This is a genomic window from Ralstonia sp. R-29 (genome assembly GCF_049913345.1).
Taxonomy (GTDB): Bacteria; Pseudomonadota; Gammaproteobacteria; order Burkholderiales; family Burkholderiaceae; genus Ralstonia.
The window spans coordinates 291,866-311,661 of the sequence record NZ_CP184378.1; the positions used below are offsets into that span (position 1 = coordinate 291,866).

Genomic DNA, 19,796 nt, shown 5'->3' on the forward strand with positions numbered 1-19,796 from the left:
GCGTGCGCCTTACTTTGCCGGCACCAGATGCACACGCGATTCCGTGGCCGCTTCCACAGCCTTGCGCGAATACAGCAGCGGGAAGTACTCCCCCTTGAGCCACAGCGGCGCAAGGTCGCGGTAGTGTGGGCTGTCAGGGTCGCCGGACTGGCCCGGCAGGTTGACGGCGCGGGAGTTGTCCCAGTTGCCCACATCGACAACCGTGCGGAATGACGGGCCGTTGGTCTGCAGGAAGTCGCTCGCGCGATACGTCGATTGATTTGGCGTGTACGGGCTGCCGCCTTCGGGTGTCGGGCCGACATTGAGCTTTGCGCGCGTCGCATCGTCGACGATGGCGGCGAACGGGTGGGCGTTGAGGTTGTGGTGCAGTTGGCCCCAATTCCAGGCCTGCGGGTTTGAGCCTTGGCGTTTGATCATATCGGCCCACGCATCCTTCAGGCTGGCGAGCAGGACGGCATCGCGCTTGGCGGCGGCTTGTTGTGGGTCTTCGCCGAATTTGCGTTCGCTGCCTTGCGGGTGCTCGAGCGTGTCGAGCATGACGGCGGTATCCGGCGTGCCCACCGCATCGGCGCTGGCCTTGGAGAGCACGGCGTGCTTGAACGCACGGCCCAGATGGTGCGTGAACCAGACCTCGTGCAGCGCAGCCTGCGGAGAATCGGCCAGCATGGTCGCGTTCCAGCCCTTGAAGAGGTTGAGCGCGGCTTGCGCATCGGGGTCAATGCGGGCATCGTTGGAGGACAGCGGCGCGAGCAGTGCCATCAACCGCCGCGCCGGAATCGACACCATGTCGTTCTGCAAGCGCATCGAATCTTCAATCGATACCTTGTCGAGTTTGGCCAGCACCTCGTCAATGCGCGCGTGGCGCGAGCCGTTGGTCCACTCGAAGCCGAGCTTGCGCTCGCGGTAGGGGTAGTCAGCGGGCAGGTTCATCTCGTTGGACGAGGTGAAGTAGCCCGACTTCGGGTTGTAGCTGCTGGGCAGTTGATCGCCGCGCCAGAACCCGGCCCATTCGTAGCGGCCGTCACCGGGCACGGGCAGCAGGCCATCCCAGTTCGGGCGGATGGGGGCGAGGCCGCCCGGTACCCAGCCGATGTTGCCCTTCGTATCCGCATAGACCTGGTTTTCGGTGGGCGCCCCCCAGTTCAGCATCGATTGCTTGAACTGCGCGAACGTGCGCGCGCGCATGTAGCCGACCGAGCCAAAATACGGCGACATGCCCGGCGACAGCCACGCCGAGCGCACGGCATAGGCGCGATGCTTTTCCGCGTCGATGTAGATGACGGGGCCGTGACGCGTGAAGGTCAGGTCGACGGGGCGCGGTTCCCCACCGCGCACCTTCACGGTTTCGTGCAGCACAGTGAAGGGCTCCCAGCCGCCGTTGTAGCGGTACTCGGTGTTGTTGGCCGGGTTCAGCTCGTAGACGTAGAGGTCTTCCTGGTCGATGTTGAAGATGGTCAGGCCGAAGGCGACATGCCCGTTATGCCCGATCGACACGGCCGGCAAGGACGGTTCCCCCGCGCCGATGATGTCGAGCGTGGGCGTGCTGACGTGGGCGATGTAGCGCAGGCTCGGTGCGGAATACGCGCGGTGCGGGTCGTTGGCCATGACGGCGCGGCCGGTGGCGGATTTACCGGGCGCGATCACCCAGTTGTTGCTGCCCTCCATGGTCTCTTCGAGGTTGGTGGCAGCCGCAACACGCACGCTGTCGATGTCGACGCCCTTGAGCGATTCCGGCGTGAGGCGCACGCCTTGCGTGGCGAGTGTGAAGACCTTGAGCAGATCTTTCGGCAGGCACGGGTCCAGACCCTCCGGCAACTGGGTCTGCCAGTCGGGCTGCAGGCCAAAGCGGATGGTGTCGTCGACCAGGCTGGCCTTGCAGGCCACGTTGGCGCGTGCGACTTCGGATTGCAGATTGCGCGTCAAGCCATGGCTGCGGATGCGCACCACGTCTTCCGGTGCCCAGTGCGCAGGCGTGTAGCTCAGCTTGCGGAACTCGAACGGCATCTGCTCCGGGTGCTTGGCCAGCCAATCGACGTAGGCATTGATGCCCGCAACAAAGCGCGTGGCAATGCGCTGCGCATCTGGGCTGTAGTGCTTCCATTCGACCTGCATGTCGCCGCGATAGAGAAACAGCCGCGTAGCGCGATCCTGTTCCACATAGGCGGGGCCGAATACTTCCGAGAGCTGCCCCAGGCCGCGGCGGCGCCACAGGTCGATCTGGAATAGGCGGTCGCGTGCGGCATTGAAGCCTTGCGCGAAGAAGCCGTCGTCTTCGCTCTTGGCGTAGATGTGCGGCACGCCCCAGTGGTCGATCAGGATGTCGGCGGGCTTGGAGAGGCCGGGGACCGCGATGGTTTGTATGGCTGCCTGGGGCGCATCTTTGGCAACGGCCTGTGCGGAGATGCCGAGCGCAACAGCCGACAGCAGAACGGGAAGTGAACGGATGGGCATGGCGATGCAGTCTCCTCTCTGAGCCCGGAATGCCGGTACGGCCCTAGCGCGGGCCACAGGATTCGAGCGTTCTTATGGATACGGATACAGCAGACAGCCGCGAGCGCGACTGATGGGAAGGGCAAGCTGGCCGATCGGCAGAGCCGGGTGCTGCGAACTGCTAGGGGAGAGATGCCCGCCGATCGGCACAGATTGATGAGTATGCGGATGCATGCGCATATGCGCCAATGACTTTTGTTCGGTCAACCATTCCGTCAAGGCATGGTTGCAGGGACGCTCACGCCAACGTCTCGGGCCCTGTCTTGCGATGCACATTAGCAGCGAGCACGTGGCCCAGCTCACCGGGGAAAATCGGTTTGGTGATGACGGATTGATAGCCGGCTTCCTTCGCGGCCTTCAGGCGGATCGGGTCGGCAAACGCGGTGACGGCAATGGCTGGCAAGTCGGCCATGCCGCGCGCGCGCACGGCCCGCACGAGTTGCATGCCGTCCATGCCGGGCATCGCCAGGTCGCTGACCAGCGCGTCGAATGGGTGATCGGGCTCCGACAGCGCATCGAGCGCCGCCGCGCCGCTGGACACGGTGACCACCTCGGCGCCATAGCGCTCCAGCATCAGCGCAATCACACCGAGCGACTCGGGGTTGTCATCCACCGCCAGCACGCGCAGCCCGTCCAGCGCGGGCATGCCTGTGCCTGTGACCAGCCCTGGCATCTGGCCGGCTTGCTCATCGGCCTGTGCGGCGTGCAGTGGCAGCGACACCGCCATGGTGGTGCCGAGGTTGGCGCCGCTGCTGGCCGCGGTGATGCGCCCGCGATGCAGCTCCACCAGTTGCTTGGCAATCGCCAATCCCAGGCCCAGCCCGCCGTGGCGCCGCGTGCTGGACAAGTCCGCCTGCTGGAACCGGTCGAAGATGTGTGGCAGGAAGGCCGGTTCGATGCCAATGCCGGTATCGCGCACCGTGGCGACCACACCCTCGGGCGCCGGGTGCACCGACAGCCGGATATGCCCGCCGTCGGGCGTGAACTTGACGGCGTTGGCCAGCAGGTTCCAGAACACCTGCTTCAGGCGTCCCGCATCGCCCTGCAGCATGGGCACGGGCAGGAATTCGGTGTCGATGGTGATCTGCTTCTGGCGTGCCATCGGCTCGATGGTTTCGCGCGCGCGTTCCAGCACGTCGGCCAGGTCGACCGGCGCGATCTCCAGCGGCACCTTGCCCGACAGAATGGCCGACATGTCGAGCAGATCGTCGATCAGGTGCACCTGGGTGCGGGCACTGCGTTCGATGGCTTCGATGCCGCGCTTGAACATGGCCTCTTCATACGGCCGCATGTTCAGCAGCTGCGCCCAGCCCAGCACCGCATTGAGCGGTGTGCGCAACTCGTGGCTGACGGTGGCGAGGAAGTCGTCTTTCAGGCCGCTGGCGCGCTCGGCTTCTTCCCGTGCACGCTGTTCGGCTTCGAGCAACAGCGCACGGTGCGCTTCGGCCTGGCGGCGTTCGCTGATGTCGATGGCGGCGTTGGTCAGGCCGATGATCTCGCCGGTGTCGTCGCGCAGCGGCATGACCACCACGTCGTAGACCACGCGCTGCGTGTGCCGGCGGCGGAACGCGAATTCCACCCGCGTGGGCGTGCCGGTGGCAATGACGCGCTGGCCCGCATCGGTCAGTTGCGATGCCGCGCGGCGGCCGAACACTTCGCGCACAGTGCGGCCCATCAGGTCTTCCGGCTGCAGCCCGAACACGGGGTTGTGCACCCAGGTGAAGTGCATCGTGTTGTCGACGTCGTACAGCGAGATGGGCGAGGCCTGCAGCGCTGCCAGCAAGCGTTGCTGCGACAGGCGCTGCTGCGTCTCCGCCAGCGCGCGGCGTTCTGCCCCGGCGCGGGCGCGCCGCAATTGCTCGCACAACACGCAGATCAGCAGGGCGCCCACGGCAAACACGGTCATCTGCACGGGTGTGAGCGGCAGCGTGACGGATGATGTCTGCACGGCCGCCAAGCCGACAAACAGTGCCGCGTAGCAAACGATGGCCACAATGCCCGGCCAGAAGCCGCCGTACCATGCGGCAATCGTTACGACCGGAAACGCAAGGTAGAACGGCAGACGCAGGCCCACGGCCGATTCCAGCATCAACCGTGCGAATGTGCCGACCACGGCTGCGCCAATCGCCACCAACCACGCCGACGGGCGAATGGCTGGCGCGACATCGAGCCCCGCACCGCTGAAGGGGCCGGGGTCAGATGCCGGACGCGCGGGGCGCGACGAAGACGGCGGGATGGACTTCACGATCGGGCGCAATCTTGAGAGCGGCGGGGCGAGGCGGCCAAAGGTGCATCAGCATACGAACTGCCCGATACCGATGCCATCGGGGTTTCGCTGACATGCTTGCCGGAGGGTGACCCATTCGGTGCTCGGCGCTTGCCCAGGCCAGTAGCCGCGCGGGGGCGCAAGCTTACCCCTCTGACGTGGGGTGTTCGGGATGCGCATCGCGCAGGCGATGGCGGCGCGTCAGATCGGGAAACAGCCGCATCCAGATGGCCACCACCAACAGCGTACCCAGGCCGCCCACTACCACCGACGCCACCGGCCCCAGCAGCCCGGCCACCATCCCCGATTCGAATTCGCCCAACTGGTTGGACGCGCCCACGAACACCGAATTGACCGCGCTCACCCGCCCACGCATGTTGTCCGGCGTATCGAGCTGCACCAGCGAGGTGCGGATCACCACGCTGATCATGTCGGATGCACCCAGCACGACCAGCGCCAGCATCGATAGCGGCAACCACCGCGATAGGCCGAACACCAGCGTCGCCACGCCAAATACGGCCACGGCTGCAAACATCACCCGGCCCACGTGCCGATCCAGCGGACGGTGTGCCAGGAAGAGCGCCATGGCCAGCGCCCCCACTGCCGGCGCAGAGCGCAGCAGCCCCAGGCCCCACGCCCCCGTGCCCAGGATGTCGCGCGCATAGATCGGCAGCAGCGCCGTCGCGCCGCCCAGCAGCACGGCAAACAGATCGAGCGAGATGGCGCCCAGCACCACCGGCCGACTGCGGATGAACACAATGCCCGCGAACAGCGATTCCAGGCTCACCGGCGTACTGACGGGCACTGCGCGTTCCATGCGCACCAGCGCCAGCAGCACATGCGCCAACAGGAACAGGGCCGCCGCCGTGGCATACACCACGGGCGCGCCGGCCACATACAAGAAGCCGCCTATTGCCGGGCCGAGGATGATGCCCGTCTGCGTTGCCGAACTGGACAGTGCCACGGCGCGCGGCAATACCTGCGGCGGCACCAGCGAGGGCAGCAGGGCTTGCAGCGTGGGGGTTTCGAAGGCCCGCATGGCGCCGATCACCACCACGCAGAGGAAGATGGCCTGCACGCTGGCATGGCCCGTGAGCGCAGCGGCGGACAGCGCCAGCGCCACCAGCGCCTCGACGGCCTGACAGGCGCGCACCACACGGCGCCGGTCGTAGCGGTCGGCAATGTGCCCCGAGGCTAGCACCAGCACCACCGAGGGCAGGAACTGCACCAGCCCCACCAGCCCCAGCACATAGGCGCTGCGCGTGAGGTCGTAGATCTGCCAGCCAACCGCCACGCCAAACATTTGATAGGCGAAGGTGGTGGAGAGCCTGGCGAACCAGAACAGTCGGAATGCGGGGTAGGAGAAGGGGGCGTCCGACAGCGTTTGCGTCGGTGCGGAAGAGGTAGTGGAAAGACCAGCGTCGCCAGACACGTTGGATGCACGCCGGAAGCCGGCGGTAGAGGAAGGGGGCGGAAAAGATAAGCGAAACGCCCGTCATCGTAACGGAACTCTGCCGTGCGCACAGGCCCGCGCGGGTACGTGGTTTGCAGAACGATGAAGACATCATTACAGGAGATTTCACCATGGCAGCAACGCACGCCAAACCGAAATCCGGCGCCAAGGCCGGCCGCGGTACATCGCATCGCTGGTCGCACCATGTGATGGAAACGAGCGATGCGCTGGATCTGGAACCCGACATCTTCAAGTCACGCAGCCCGGCACGGATTGCCGCTTCGCTCAAGGCTTCGGCCGAGCACAGCAAGCGGCGCAAGGGCTCCGCATTCCAGTCGGCCATGTCGATGCTGACGTTCTATATCAATCGGGCGGGACACAACCTGAGCGCCGGGCGGCGGCGGATTCTGGAGCGCGCCAAGGAGAGCCTGCGCGCCGAGTTCGGCCGACCCGCAGCGGGCAGCAAAACCAAGCACTGAGCCTGGGCCGGGTCGGGCGCTCAGATGGAAAGCATCACGCAGAGCAGCCGATGCGCGACGGCCTTGTAGTCCCCATCGGGCGAGTAGGTGGACAGCGTTTTGCCCCGGTGCTTGACGGTGACGATGCCGTTGCGGGTGGAGTAGGTGGCGTTGATCTTGCGGCCGCAGCATTCCATTTGCAGCGGGGCGGTGTCGGCCAACAGGCGCGAGGTATCAGACGAATCGGACGATGTCGCCGGGGCGGTCGTGGAAATCGGGCGCTGGGCGCTGGCGTGTTGGACGGGATGGCGCATGGGGCCTCATTCTGCTTTGGGGGGCGACGAACGGCTCTCGCAGGTTCCATACCAGCTTGATGGACTACGGTACGCGCGGTGTAGCCGCCCGAAAAGTGGCACGTTGGTGATCGCCGTGTAGTGGGTTTGACATCACGCGTCGTTTCGAATGACAAGGTTTGTCAACTTTATAAACGCAATTAACCGCCAGGATTTTCCGGCCCCGTGCAAATCCGGGCTATCAGAGCGCGGGGGTACCTGCCATTCTGGTAAATGACGTGGCGCAAGCGGCGCCGTCGCCGACGTCCCAACCATGCCAACAAGGAGGCGATATGGGTTCCCACACCTACAAGATGATCGAGCTGGTCGGCTCTTCTCCGGATTCCAGCGACGCGGCCATCCGCAATGCCATCGCACGGGCGGGCGAGACGCTCAAGCACCTGGACTGGTTTGAAGTGCTCGAGACACGCGGCCACCTGGTCGACGGCAAGATCGCCCATTGGCAGGTAACGATCAAGGTGGGCATGCGGCTGGAGACGCTGGAGAGCGAAAAGCCAGCCGGCAAGAAGAAGGGCAAGTAGGCGGCAAAAAAAAGGCGACCCGAAGGTCGCCTTTTTCGTGAGCACTGATCGCGTTATTGCGATTGCGAGAAGTCCAGCGCGTTGGTCAGATCGCCCATCGGCTGATTGCCGTTGGCGGCGAGGGCCGCGTCACGCTGCTTGATACCGGGCAGCGTCGGCAGGGCAAAGCGGTGTGTGATCAAGCGCAGCACCGAAGCCGTGTCGTACTGGGTGTGGTCCACAAAGCCCTTCTTGGCGAACGGCGAGATGATGATCGCCGGGATACGCGTGCCCGGGCCCCAGCGGTCGGCCTTCGGCACCGTGGCGTGGTCGTAGAAGCCACCGTTTTCGTCGTACGTCACCACCACCACCATGTTCTTCCACTGCGGGCTCTTCTGCAGTTGGGCGATCACGTTGGCGATGTGGGCATCGCCGTCGGCCACGTTGGCGTAGCCGGGGTGCTGGTTCAGGTTGCCCTGCGGCTTGTAGAACGTGACCGGCGGCAGGTTGCCGGCGGCAGCGTCTTGCAGGAACGCGGCGTCGTAGTCCTTCAGGTGGGCTGCACGTTCAGCCGCACCGGTGGCGGTGGCCGGATCGAAGCGGCTGAAGTAGTTGAACGGTTGGTGATGCGGCTGGAACTGGATCGAGCCCGAGTAGATCACGTTGCGCGTGGTGTTGGGCGCGTCGGCCAGGGCGGCGTTCCAGGCGCCGGCATACCAGGCCCAGTTCACGCCCTTGGCGGTCAGCAGATCACCGATGTTGGTTTGCTTGGATTGTGCCGGCAGGGTCGTCGCCTTGGTCGGATCCGCATAGGCAGCGTTGCTGGTTGCCACAGCGTTGCCCGACGGCTGATACGGCGGCTGCATCGTGTTGACGGCGAACGCGCTGCCGTCGGCTTCCAGCGGCGTCAGGTTGCCGTCCTTCGTGCCGTTGCCAAAGGTCGGGGCGCCTGCCATGACGGAGCTTGCGGTCGGCGTGAGCGTGGGCGAGCCATTCGGGCCCGTCACCACCTGAGCGATGCTGCCCGAGGCCGGCGAGCTGGCGGCGTTCGGGTAGATCGGCGCGCAGGCGCAGATCAGGTACTGGTGGTTCAGGAACGAGCCACCGAAGGCGCCCATGAAGAAGTTGTCGGCCAGCGTGTATTGCTTGGCGATGTTCCACATCGACATCTTGCTGCCGTCGTAGTAGCCCATGGTCAGGCCGCCGGCATCGGCAAAGGCGGCGTACATGTCGTTCTTGCCGCCGTTGATCTGCATCTGGTTCTGATAGAAACGGTGCCAGAGGTCGCGGGTGATGACGTTCTGTCCAACCACAATGCCTGTGCCGTTGATGCCGGCCGGATCGTCAATCCGGAACGGCTTGTTTGCCCAACCGCTTGTTTGCGCTTCGGTCACCTGTACGGACTGGCCGGCGGCGGTCACGCCTTTCCACGTCGGCGGCAGCGTCGGCAGTGTGGAGCCATCGAAGTCCTTCTGCGCGACGGCGGTGCCGGTCGAGGTCGGATTCACGCCCGGAATGCCGTTGGCGCCGGGGAACAGACCATACAGGTTGTCGAAGCCGCGGTTTTCCGCGTAGATCACGACGATCGTCTTGACGTTGTTGGCCAGTGCCATGCGCTTGGCCACGCCGTTGCGGATGGTCTGGCCGATGTCGCCGCCACCGGCCACTGCATCGGCAATCAGGTCGATGGCCTGATCGATTTCAGCCTGCAGCGCGGCCTTGATGTTGGCGTCGCCTTCCTTGTTGTGGTCTTCCAGCAGCTTGTCGACCGTCACGCCCAGGCGTGCGGCCAGCGCGGCCTTGGCAGCGTTGATGTCGCCGCCGTTGCTGTCCATCAGCACCGCCAGTTCGGTCGAGATGGCGCTGACGATGGCGTTGGCGCCAGCCGGTGCGCGGAACACCAGCGGGCGCGTGATGGCCGTGTGTGCGCCCGTGGCCGGGTCATTGCGGAACGCGTCCGTGCCGACTTCCACCGCCACCGCACCCGAGCTGGGCAGCGTGTAAGCGCCATCCTTGTCGGTATAGGTGCTGGCTTCACCCGAATCGCACTTGCCGTTGTTGTTGGTGTCGATACAGACCTTGGCGTGCTCGAAGTAGCTGCCAGTCACCACGCCGGAGGTACCGGTGGAGGCGCTGTTCGAATCGCTGCCACCACAGGCAGACATGCTGGCCGCGACCAACGCGGTCAGCGGCAAAAGACGGAACGCTCGGCTCATGATTTCCCTGAATTGTTGTGTGGGGGACGAAAGCGAGCGGGAGTCTGTGCCTTGTGTGTGACAAGTTGATGATGCAAACGCAGGCGTGGAGCGGATCTCGCCCCAATTCAGCGTGACCACCATCATCAGGATGAGAAGGGGCACGACCGAACGTTTGAAGACATTTGCCACCATGAGGGCTCTCCAAGGGCTGACGTGACAGCGGTTTGACGACATCAAAGTGTCATGGGAGCCGTGCTAAGTTGCAAGGCTCCCAACATATCGCCCACTGCCAATGCGCCGCCCTTTGTCTGCTGCCACTCTTCGCGTGATCGCGGTTTCGGCGCTTGCGCTGGCTGGTGTGGCGGCCGGGTTGAGCGGCTGCGGGCGCGGTGAACCCGGCGTGGCGCAGGCCGCCACAGCGCCGGCAGCCAAACCGGCAGTGGCCTCCGCGCCTGCTACATCTGCTGCATCTGCCGCACCGGCCTACGAAAAAGCCTTCTACACGATGATGGCGACGCGCCGCCCCTCGGTGCCGGCCATGACCGCACTGGGCAAGGCGCTGTTCCTCGATCCGGCGCTTTCTGCCTCGGGCAAGCTGGCCTGCGCAAGCTGCCACAGCCCCACCCACGCGTACGGCCCGCCGAATGACCTGTCGGTGCAACTGGGTGGCGAGGGCATGAACAAGACGGGCGTGCGTGCCGCGCCGTCGTTGCGCTATCTGCAGAACGTGCCGGCGTTTACCGAGCGCTTCTTCGAAAACGACGGCAACGACGCCGAAGACCAGGGCCCGACCGGCGGCTACACGTGGGACGGCCGCGTATCGTCCACGCACGATCAAGCGCGTATCCCGTTGCTGTCTGCGCACGAGATGGCCAACGGCACGCCGGCCAACGTAGTCGCCAAGCTACGCAGTGGCCGCCACGCGCAGACGTTCCGCCAGGTGTTCGGCAACGACATCCTCGACAACGAAGACACCGCGTTCCGTGCCGCCCTGATGGCGCTGGAGGTGTTTCAGCAGACGCCGTCGGAGTTCTATCCGTACGACAGCAAGTACGATGCGTTCCTGCGCAAGCAGGCCAAGCTGTCGCCGCAGGAAATGCGCGGCCTGCAACTGTTTGCCGACCCGGCCAAGGGCAACTGCGCCTCGTGCCATGTCAGCGCCATCAAGCAGGACGGCGCTTTCCCAGCCTTTACCGACTTCGGCCACATCGCCGTGGGTGTGCCGCGCAACCGCACGCTGGCGGGCAATGCCGATCCGGCGTTCTTCGATATGGGTCTGTGCGGCCCCGACCGGACCGACCTGAAAACGCACACCGAATATTGCGGCCGGTTCCGCACGCCGTCGCTGCGCAACGTGGCGCTGCGCAAAACCTTCTTCCACAACGGCGTCATCCATTCGCTCGAAGACGCGGTGCGCTTCTACGCCCAGCGCGACACGCAGCCGCAGAAGTGGTATCCGCGCAAGGCCGACGGCACCGTCGACAAGTTCGACGATCTGCCGCCGCAATACCGCGCCAACGTCAATATGGAACCCCCGTTTGGCGGCAAGCCCGGCGACAAGCCCGTGCTGTCCGAGGCTGACGTGCGCGATATCGTTGCCTTCCTCAAGACACTGACCGACGGCTACCGCCCCCCGCGCATTGCCCAGCGCTAAGCCTGCCGGCCCGTTTGTTGCAACGCTTCACACGTGCCGGCGCGGGCCGTGCGTGCGCTGCGGTTATCATCGGCGGATTGCGTTTCTGCTGTCTTCCATTGCCCTCTATGACTTGGCTTGCTGACCCGTCCGTTTGGATCGGCCTGTTCACCTTGGTGGTGCTCGAGATCGTTCTCGGCATCGACAACCTCGTTTTTATCGCCATCCTCGTCAACAAGCTGCCGCCTGCGCAGCGCGATCGTGCCCGCGTGATCGGACTCGGGCTGGCGCTGGTCATGCGTATGGTGCTGCTGGCCGCCATGTCGTGGCTGATCGGGCTCACCAAGCCGCTGCTCACGCTGGGGCCGGTGGACTTATCCGGCCGCTCGATCATCCTGCTGCTGGGCGGGTTCTTCCTGCTGTTCAAGGCCACGTCTGAACTGCACGAGCGCCTGGACGGCGAGCCGCAGGACGAAAGCCATGGCATCGGCCACGGCAAGTTCTGGAACGTGATCGCGCAGGTGGTGATTCTGGATGCGGTGTTCTCCATCGACTCCGTCATCACCGCCGTGGGCATGGTCAACGACCTGCCGGTGATGATGACGGCCGTGGTGATCGCCATGGGCGCCATGCTGTTTGCCTCGCGCCCGCTGACGAACTTCGTTAACGCGCACCGTACGGTGGTGGTGCTGTGCCTGAGCTTCCTGCTGATGATCGGCTTCAGCCTAGTGGCCGAAGGCCTGGGCTTTCATATTCCGAAGGGCTATCTGTATGCGGCCATCGGTTTCTCGATCCTCATCGAGTTCTTCAACCAGGTGGCCCAGCGCAATACGGTGCGCTATGAGCGCCGTCGCCCGCTGCGCGAGCGCACTGCCGATGCGGTGCTGAGCCTGCTGGGCGATCGTCGTGGCACCCCGGCCGACGCCGAGTCGCACGAAGCCGCCCCGCACGCAGACCAGCCCGCACCCGAAACCGTGTTTCGCCCGGAAGAGCGCAGCATGGTCAGCGGCGTGCTGGACCTGGCCGAGCGCTCGGTGCGTTCCATCATGACGCCGCGCCACGATATTTCTTGGGTGGATCTCGACGCCGATGCGGCGGTGACGCGCAAGCTGCTGCTGGCCGTGCCGCACAACCAGTTTCCGGTGTGCCGGGGTGGGTTGGACGACCTGGTGGGCGTGGCGCGCGCCAAAGACCTGATGGGCGACCTCGACACGCGCGGTGCCATTGACGTGGAGCGCAGCGTCAAGCCGGCGCTCAAGGTGTCGGACAACATCGGCATCCTGCGCCTGATGGACAAACTCAAGCGCGCACGTGGCCGCATGATGGTGGTGACTGATCCGCTGGACGTGGTGCAGGGCGTTGTCACCCCCATTGATGTGCTCGAAGCCATTGCCGGTGAATTCCCCGACGAGGACGAGCGCCCCGGCGTGGTGGAGGTCAGCGAAGGCTGCTGGGAAGTCGCCGGCGAAGCCGATCTGCGCCAGCTCGAAGACGTGCTCCACGTCGACTGGCTGCTCGATGAAGGCGGCGGTGCCACCAGCCTGGGCGGCTATCTCTTCAACCAGTGGGACCGCCTGCCCGAAGTGGGCGACACGCTGGTGCGCCACGACCTGCGCTTCGTCATCCTGGAAGCCGGCAGCCGCCGCATCGTACGCGTGCGCATTGAGCGCATGGAAGAGGTGACGGCGCCTGACGCCGAAGCCTAGCCAGCCGACGAGGCCGGCGAGGGCGCACCAGGGCCTGTTCCCATATGGAACGTGCGCACGCAGTGGGAATTTGGGCTGCAGGGCTAGGCGTGGACAGCGCCGCTTAGCCGGCTAAGCAAGCTGGCTGCAACGACGCCATGCGGCCCAAATTCCCATTGCCCTCCGGGTTGATCCGATCAGGGGCCATCTGCTTTGTCGGCGCGTCTTGCAAAGGGATGACCCTTTGCGGCGACGTCCTTCGCGCATCCGGCCCCTGCTCGGATCAACGTGCGTACGTTCCATATGGGAACAGGCCCTAGCCCCAGGCTCAGTACTGCCGCCAATACCGATGCGATGCCCGCCACTTGGCGGGCGCTGACCACCTCCCCGAGCAGCGTGGCGGCAAACACAATGGCCGCCACCGGCGCCAGCGCCGTGAACAGCGACGCCTCTGCGCCGCTCACGCGGGCCGCACCGGCATACCACAGCACAAAACCGCCTACGGTTGGCACGATGGCGTAGTAGGCAACCGCCGCCACAGCGTGGGTGATCTGCGCGGAATCATGCAACTGCCACGGGGTTTCCCATAGCGCGGGCAAGAGGGCCGCGACGAGGCCGAACGCGCTCATCAGCGTCGACAGCGCCAGTGGCGGCACGGGCGTGCGCAGCCGCTTGTTGAGCAGGATGAACATGCCTTCGCACAGCACAGCGCCCATCACCAGCAGATTGCCTAGCAGCGGGTGGGCGGCATCCCCACCGGGTTGAAACGCAATGGCCAGCACGCCGGCAGTGGCCAGCGCAATCGCGCCCAGCACTGCGCGTTGGGGGCGCTCACCCAGCAGCACGATCGCAATCAGCGCCGATACCACCGGCAGCGTGCCGATGATCACCCCCGCATCTGCCGCTGACGTGTGCCGCAAGCCCGAAATCAGCAGCGTCGTATAGCCGACGCTACCTGCCGCCGCCTGCATGAACAACAGCACCCAATCGCGGCGCGCCAGCACCGGCCAGCGTGTGCGCGTGACCCGCATGGCGATGAGGAACAACGGCAGCGCCATCGCAAAGCGCAACGCCGTGGCCGAAAAGGGCGGCAGACCCGCCGCGATGATCTTGCTGGCGGTGACGGTGCTGCCGACCAGAATCATCGCCAGGGCCAGGTAAAGGCAGCCTTCCAATCGTTTCGACATGGGGTCTTCCGCGAGTGAGAAAGCCCGCAGGATGGCTGCCCGCGACGTGTGCGTCTTGAACGAAATTGCAGCGGAAGGTTTTGGCGCTAGCGGGCGGCCGCTACCATGCCGGGCGACACGCCGTACTTGCGCACGAACTGCCGCGTCATGTGGCTTTGGTCGGCAAAACCGCAGGCGGCGGCCGCTTCCGCCAACGGCAGGCCCTGCGCGATCAGCCGGCGTGCCAGAGCAATGCGCCGCTGCAATTGGTAGGCGTGGGGTGTGAGGCCTGTCGCACGTGCAAAACCGCGCAGCACTTGGAATCGGCTCAGGCCGGTGTCGTGCGCCAGATCGAGTAGGGAGACCGCCGCGGCCGGGTCATCGTCAATGCGTGCGCGGGCGAGGCGGATCGCGTCGGGTGCCTCATCAATGCGATGCGCCGGGGCATGCAGCACGTCCGCGAGCACGGAGAGCAGCAATTGTTCGCGCAGCAACGCGTCATGCTCAGCGGCGGAGGCGGGTGATACGGTCATCTGCGTGAACAGCAGACGCACACGCCGCGCCAGGTTGGCACCTTGTGCGACGGGGCGGTCGAATTCAGCCTGGCCGTTGCGGCGGACGTCATGCGCCAGGTCGATGATGACTTCCGGGTCGAAGTACAGCATGCGCCAAGCGCGGCCGGCGTCGCCGATGGGCGTGCCGTCGTGTACCTCGCCGGGGTTGACGGTGATGACGTCACCGGCGCCGGCTTCCACCATGCCGCGTCCGCTCAACGATTTCTGCGCACCCCGATCAACAATGCCGATACCGAACTGCTCGTGCGTGTGGCGCGGGAACGTATGCCGGCTGTCAGCGGCGACGGCCTCCACGCCGGGAACGGCGCAGCGGAGCATCGAAAACGCAGGGCGGGCCGGCGTGCTGGGCGACATGTCTTTCCGTGGTGGAGGACTAAGGCTGGCAGCATAACGCGCTTGACCCACGCCCGGGCGCGTGCGCGTTACGCCATATCGGAATGCCGTGAAAACGTGTTCTTCGCATTTCGCTCATTTTCTGACGGGGCCGGGTTGTTATGCTCAAGGCATCCCGCCAGAGGCCGCCCGGTAAGATGATGCCAGTCCGGTGCCCGGCCAACCGTTCATCCATGCGCCCGTCTTTCGGCATTACCTCCAAGCTGTTCGTTGCGCTGTTTACGCTGAGCATTGTCGTGGCGCTCGCCATGGGCGCGGCGGTGCGATGGCGTTTCGACACCAACTTCCTCGATTACGTGAACGCGCGCGAGGCCGAGCGCCTCGCTGCCGTGGCCCAGGGCGTGGAAGCCGCCTACGGCCAACACGGCAATTGGGATTTCCTGCGCAACGATCCGGCCGCGTGGTTCCGCCTGTTGCGCCATGAGGGCGCACGCGCCCGGGCCAATGGCATGGGCGGCGATCGCTTTGATGGGCCCGGCGCCGGCCACCACTTCGAGCCGCTGCCGCCCGGCATGGGGCCTGACGTGTCGGCCGGCCCGCCTTCCGGTAAGCCGCCTGGTCCACCGCCCGCTGGCAGCCTGTCACCGCATCCGCCGGGCGATGGGCCGCCGATGCCGCATTCGCCCATCTGGCTGCTGGACGCCCAGCGCAACGCCATCATCGGCGACGGGCCGCCGCTGGGGCCGAACGCGCAGTGGCACGCGCTGCACCACAACGGCGAGACTATCGGCTGGCTGGCCATGCCGCCGCGCATGCGCGTGCCGGAGGGGGCCGACCAGGCATTCCAAGTGCAGCAGTTGCGCGCGACGTGGATCATCGCGGGGTTCTCCGTGCTGCTGGCCGCGCTGGTGGCCGTGCTGCTTGCGCGCGGGTTGCTGGCGCCCATGCGCCGCATGACGGATGCCGCGCGCCGCATGGCCGACGGCGACTACGCCACGCGGGTCGACGTCCATTCGCGCGACGAGCTTGGCGAGCTGGCGGCCGACTTCAACCACCTCGCTGCCTCGCTGGAGGCCAACCAGAAGATGCGCCGCCAGCTCACCGCCGACATTTCGCATGAGTTGCGCACACCGCTGGCCGTGCTGCGGGGCGAACTGGAAGCGCTGGAAGATGGTGTGCGCCCGTTGACCGCCACGTCGCTCGCCTCGTTGCAGGCCGAGGTGTCGACGCTCAGCAAGCTCATCGACGACTTGTACGAGCTGTCGCTGGCGGACGTGGGCGCGCTGGCCTTCCACATGGAGCCGCTGGACCTGGCCGACACCGTCTGCAGCGCCGTGCAGGGCTTCACGCCGCGCCTGATGGAGAAGGGCATCGCACTGCAGCTCGACTTGCCGAGCGGTTCATCGCACGCCGCACAGGTGCGCGGAGACCCGCAACGCCTGCGCCAGGTCATACAGAACCTGCTGGAGAACACCCTGCGCTACACCGATGCCGGGGGCACCCTGCGCGTCCAGGTTCACGCAGAGGGCAACTGGCAGCAGGTCGACGTGCAGGACAGTGCGCCCGGTGTGCCGGAGGCCATGCTGCCGCGCATTTTCGATCGGCTCTTTCGCGTGGATGCATCACGCAGCCGTGCGCAGGGTGGGGCGGGGCTCGGCCTGAGCCTGTGCCAGACCATCATTACCGCGCATGGCGGCACCATTGAAGCCAAACCTTCACCGTTGGGCGGGCTGTGGATCGCGATTCGTCTACCCAGCCTGCCCGTTCTTGATTCGCCTGATCCGCTGGACCCCCTTGCCGACCATGATTCTCATCGTTGAAGACGAACCGAAGCTCGCTGCGCTGATGACCGACTATCTGCGCGCCGCCCACTACGAAACCGAATGGCTGGCCGAAGGCACGCACGCGGTGCAGCGCATCCGCGAGGCCATGCCCGAACTCGTGGTGCTCGACCTGATGCTGCCCGGCAAGGACGGCCTGGAAATCTGCCGCGAGGTGCGGGCCTTCAGCGAGGTGCCCATCGTCATGGTGACGGCGCGCGTGGAAGAGATCGATCGCCTGCTCGGCCTGGAACTCGGCGCAGACGACTACATCTGCAAGCCATTCAGCCCGCGCGAACTGGTGGCGCGCATCAAGACCATTCTGCGCCGCGCCCAGCGCGCCGGTGGTGTGCCGGAGAGCGCGTTGGTGATTGACGGCGCGGCGTATTCCGCCACGCTGCGCGGCCAGCGCATGGATCTGACGCCGGTGGAGTTTCGCCTGCTGGCTGCGCTGGCAGCGGCGCCCGGCCGCATTCTGTCGCGCGCGACGCTGCTGGAACAGATCTACGACGACCACCGTGTTGTGACCGATCGCACGGTCGATACCCACGTCAAGAATCTGCGCCGCAAGATGGAGCTGATCAGCCCGGGCACCGACATGATCCATTCTGTGTACGGCGTCGGTTACCGGCTCGACGCCTGACGCTCGGGGTTCGGGGTACCCAAGGGCTTGCGGCTGCCTGGGCAGACTTCAGAAAAACTCCACGGTTCGCCCACCTTTGGTGCGCCTTCGCTGGCTACAGTGATTGCATGGCTGCTCTCTGCAGCCGACGCTTTCACAGGAGCCCAACCATGATCGTTGCTACCCCTCGCCGCCTGGCTGCCATTGCCGCCGGGCTGTTGCTTTCCTGCGCCGCGCTTGCGCAGACGGCCGCACCAGACGCTGCTCCACTGGCACCACTGCCACATCCCGGAATGATGGGCCCGGGCATGATGGGCCGTGGCCCCGGTCCAGGTCCCGGCATGGGGGCCCCTGGCCCGCATCGTGGCGGTGCCCCCTTCCTGCGTGGGCTGAACCTGACCGAAGAGCAGCGCGACAAAATCTTCGCCATTGAATACGCGCAGATGCCCGAGGCGCGCGAACAGCGCAAGGCCATCGAGCACGCGCATCGCGATCTGCACAAGATGGTGGTGTCGGGCCAGTATGACGAGGCGCGCGCCCGTGCGCTGACCGAAACCCTCGGCCGTGCCGTCGCCCGCGAGGCGCAATTGCGCGCGCAGGCGGGCACGAAGATCCTGCAGGTGCTCACGCCCGAACAGCGCAAGCAGGTGAGTGAGCGCGAAGCTGCGCGCGTGGCGGAACTTGAGCGCGGCGAGGGCGCGCCGGAACCCGTGCCGATGTAACCGGCAACGCCGCTATCGGTACACCACCACCGGAATGCTCGCGTAGGTCAGCACCTTGCGCGTTTCATTGCCGATCAGTAACCGGCCCATCAGGCTGCGGTGCCCGTGCGATGCCATGAAGATGACGTCGCACGCGTGCCGCTTGGCCGCATCCAGAATGCCCAGGTAGGGTTCGGGAAACTGCGTCACGTCGCTGTCGAACTGGATGCCTTCTTCCTGCGCGCGTTGGGCAATGCGCTCGATGCACTGCTTGGCATGCCCCTGCACCTGCTCCATGTAATGCGCGTGCGGACACTCGCCCACGCCGGCCGAATAGGCCATGTTGGGAAACTCTTCGATGCAGTTGTACGCGGTCAGTTTGCAGCCCGTGGCACGCGCCAGCTTGAGTGCGCCTTCAATGGACTTGCGGCACTGCTCGGAGCCGTCGGTCGGCAGCAGGATATGGGTGAACATGGTGCTCTCCATGGGGGACCCATGTCCAAATTACTGCGCCGCACAGAGCGCTTCCATCGTGGAAAACGCTAGGGCGTACGCGGCTTTTCAGCCGATGCTGAATACGATCGTTCGTTTTCTTGCTGCAGCATGCAACCAGCTCAGGCGCCTTGCCACGCCCGCCGGTAGAACGACGGCGATGCACCGAGTTGCACTGCAAAACGCCGGCTGAAATGGCTGGCGCTGGCAAAGCCGCAGCGCTCGGCAATGGTCGCCAGCGGCAGGGACGTGTTGCGCAGCAGATCTTGCGCGCGGGCCAGTCGCTGCTGCATGACCCATTCGTGCGGCGCCACGCCGAATGACGCGCGAAACATCCGCGCAAAGTGAAACTCCGACAGGTTCGCTTCGGCAGCCAATTCACCGAGGGAGAGCGGCAGATGCAGCTCCGCATCGATGCGCGCGGCAATGCGCCGGCACACGTGCGGCGCCAGTCCGCCGCGTACGGGCAGGGCGCGGGTGCGGCCCTGCGTCTGCACGAGATACGACAGCGTGTCGTTGGCCAGCGCGTTGGCGCGCATGCGGTCGTCGAGGTCGCTCCAGTCGAGCTGGGCGATGCGCGTGCAGGCCTGGGCGAGGTGTACATCTTCAATGAAGGTGCGGTCGTGCAGCGTGAACAGGCGCGGCTCGGCATCGAGCAGACGCACCGCATGCCCCGCCAGCGCATCGGGCGCGAAATACAGGTGAACGAATCGCATTGGTTGTTCGATCACCCACGCAGACTGATGCTCCGCCGGCAGCATGCACACGCGCCCCGGGGCACCGAATAGGTGCGGCAGATCTTCTCGGTGCGTGGTGTAGCCGCCCTGCAGATAGACCGACAGCGTGTGGTGCCCGGGTTGGGTGTAGCGCGCCTCGTCGTGCTCGTTGCGCCAGATGGCGGCGGTGACACCATCGCCCAGATTGGCGACGCGCTCCAGCGACGCCCGTGACCCGCGCGCGAGCGTGCCGAAGACGCTGGCGTCTGCGGTTACACGCGGATCAGGCGAAGAAGGGTTGGGAGCGGGGCGCACCCAGTGATGTTACCAACGAC

General features: G+C 65.6%; 16 protein-coding genes. 7 read left to right on the top strand and 9 right to left on the bottom strand.

Going from position 1 to position 19,796, the window contains the following annotated elements; translation table 11 throughout:
- Positions 1 to 9 precede the first annotated feature (9 nt).
- The 3 genes from ACN9M1_RS18600 to ACN9M1_RS18610 all read right to left on the bottom strand — a co-directional run bounded on the left by ACN9M1_RS18600 (position 10) and on the right by ACN9M1_RS18610 (position 6,188).
- Positions 10 to 2,451 carry a penicillin acylase family protein gene (locus ACN9M1_RS18600; RefSeq protein WP_426400036.1) on the bottom strand — a complete coding sequence of 814 codons (2,442 nt, stop codon included), beginning with the start codon at positions 2,449 to 2,451 and terminating at the stop codon, positions 10 to 12.
- 277 nt (positions 2,452 to 2,728) lie between these two features.
- Positions 2,729 to 4,615, bottom strand: coding sequence for an ATP-binding protein (locus ACN9M1_RS18605; protein WP_426400679.1), 1,887 nt, complete (start codon positions 4,613 to 4,615; stop codon positions 2,729 to 2,731).
- A 286-nt stretch (positions 4,616 to 4,901) separates the two neighbouring features.
- Complete coding sequence (locus tag ACN9M1_RS18610) at positions 4,902 to 6,188, bottom strand: MFS transporter (RefSeq protein ID WP_426400037.1); 1,287 nt, start codon at positions 6,186 to 6,188, stop codon at positions 4,902 to 4,904.
- Positions 6,189 to 6,340: 152 nt separating this feature from the next.
- Between ACN9M1_RS18610 and ACN9M1_RS18615 the strand changes: the two genes are divergently transcribed.
- Positions 6,341 to 6,688, top strand: coding sequence for a DUF3175 domain-containing protein (locus ACN9M1_RS18615; protein WP_426400038.1), 348 nt, complete (start codon positions 6,341 to 6,343; stop codon positions 6,686 to 6,688).
- Positions 6,689 to 6,708: 20 nt separating this feature from the next.
- Here ACN9M1_RS18615 and ACN9M1_RS18620 read toward each other — a convergent pair whose 3' ends face one another.
- Positions 6,709 to 6,981 carry a hypothetical protein gene (locus tag ACN9M1_RS18620; protein ID WP_426400039.1) on the bottom strand — a complete coding sequence of 91 codons (273 nt, stop codon included), beginning with the start codon at positions 6,979 to 6,981 and terminating at the stop codon, positions 6,709 to 6,711.
- A gap of 311 nt (positions 6,982 to 7,292) precedes the next feature.
- On the opposite strand from ACN9M1_RS18620, the gene ACN9M1_RS18625 reads away from it, so the two are divergent.
- The gene (locus ACN9M1_RS18625) at positions 7,293 to 7,541 is read left to right on the top strand and encodes a dodecin (protein ID WP_426400040.1); all 249 of its coding nucleotides are present in this window, start codon (positions 7,293 to 7,295) and stop codon (positions 7,539 to 7,541) included.
- A 53-nt stretch (positions 7,542 to 7,594) separates the two neighbouring features.
- Here ACN9M1_RS18625 and acpA read toward each other — a convergent pair whose 3' ends face one another.
- Positions 7,595 to 9,736, bottom strand: a complete 2,142-nt coding sequence (acpA, locus tag ACN9M1_RS18630) for an acid phosphatase (RefSeq protein ID WP_426400041.1) — start codon at positions 9,734 to 9,736, stop codon at positions 7,595 to 7,597.
- A gap of 274 nt (positions 9,737 to 10,010) precedes the next feature.
- Between acpA and ACN9M1_RS18635 the strand changes: the two genes are divergently transcribed.
- Positions 10,011 to 11,372, top strand: coding sequence for a cytochrome-c peroxidase (locus ACN9M1_RS18635; RefSeq protein WP_426400042.1), 1,362 nt, complete (start codon positions 10,011 to 10,013; stop codon positions 11,370 to 11,372).
- A gap of 107 nt (positions 11,373 to 11,479) precedes the next feature.
- Complete coding sequence (locus ACN9M1_RS18640; RefSeq protein WP_426400043.1) at positions 11,480 to 13,057, top strand: TerC family protein; 1,578 nt, start codon at positions 11,480 to 11,482, stop codon at positions 13,055 to 13,057.
- Between the two features lie 176 nt (positions 13,058 to 13,233).
- On the opposite strand, the gene ACN9M1_RS18645 is transcribed toward ACN9M1_RS18640, so the two are convergent.
- Complete coding sequence (locus ACN9M1_RS18645; protein ID WP_426400044.1) at positions 13,234 to 14,223, bottom strand: DMT family transporter; 990 nt, start codon at positions 14,221 to 14,223, stop codon at positions 13,234 to 13,236.
- 86 nt (positions 14,224 to 14,309) lie between these two features.
- Positions 14,310 to 15,131 (bottom strand): AraC family transcriptional regulator, encoded by an 822-nt coding sequence (locus ACN9M1_RS18650; protein WP_426400045.1) that lies wholly within the window; start codon positions 15,129 to 15,131, stop codon positions 14,310 to 14,312.
- Between the two features lie 212 nt (positions 15,132 to 15,343).
- Here ACN9M1_RS18650 and ACN9M1_RS18655 point away from each other — a divergent pair, with 212 nt between their 5' ends.
- The 3 genes from ACN9M1_RS18655 (at position 15,344) to ACN9M1_RS18665 (ending at position 18,274) form a co-directional block, all read left to right on the top strand.
- On the top strand, positions 15,344 to 16,930 hold the full coding sequence (locus ACN9M1_RS18655) for an ATP-binding protein (RefSeq protein ID WP_426400046.1): 1,587 nt from the start codon (positions 15,344 to 15,346) through the stop codon (positions 16,928 to 16,930).
- Positions 16,914 to 17,573 (top strand): response regulator, encoded by a 660-nt coding sequence (locus ACN9M1_RS18660; protein ID WP_426400047.1) that lies wholly within the window; start codon positions 16,914 to 16,916, stop codon positions 17,571 to 17,573. The genes ACN9M1_RS18655 and ACN9M1_RS18660 overlap by 17 nt, the downstream gene beginning before the upstream one ends.
- 149 nt (positions 17,574 to 17,722) lie before the next feature.
- A complete protein-coding gene (locus ACN9M1_RS18665) occupies positions 17,723 to 18,274 on the top strand; it encodes a Spy/CpxP family protein refolding chaperone (protein ID WP_426400048.1) in 552 nt (183 codons plus the stop codon).
- Between the two features lie 12 nt (positions 18,275 to 18,286).
- Here the strand turns inward: ACN9M1_RS18665 and ACN9M1_RS18670 are convergent, their stop codons facing one another.
- Together ACN9M1_RS18670 and ACN9M1_RS18675 are read right to left on the bottom strand one after the other, a co-directional pair.
- Positions 18,287 to 18,727, bottom strand: coding sequence for a universal stress protein (locus ACN9M1_RS18670; protein ID WP_426400049.1), 441 nt, complete (start codon positions 18,725 to 18,727; stop codon positions 18,287 to 18,289).
- 140 nt (positions 18,728 to 18,867) lie between these two features.
- A complete protein-coding gene (locus ACN9M1_RS18675) occupies positions 18,868 to 19,776 on the bottom strand; it encodes a helix-turn-helix domain-containing protein (protein WP_426400050.1) in 909 nt (302 codons plus the stop codon).
- Positions 19,777 to 19,796: the final 20 nt, after the last annotated feature.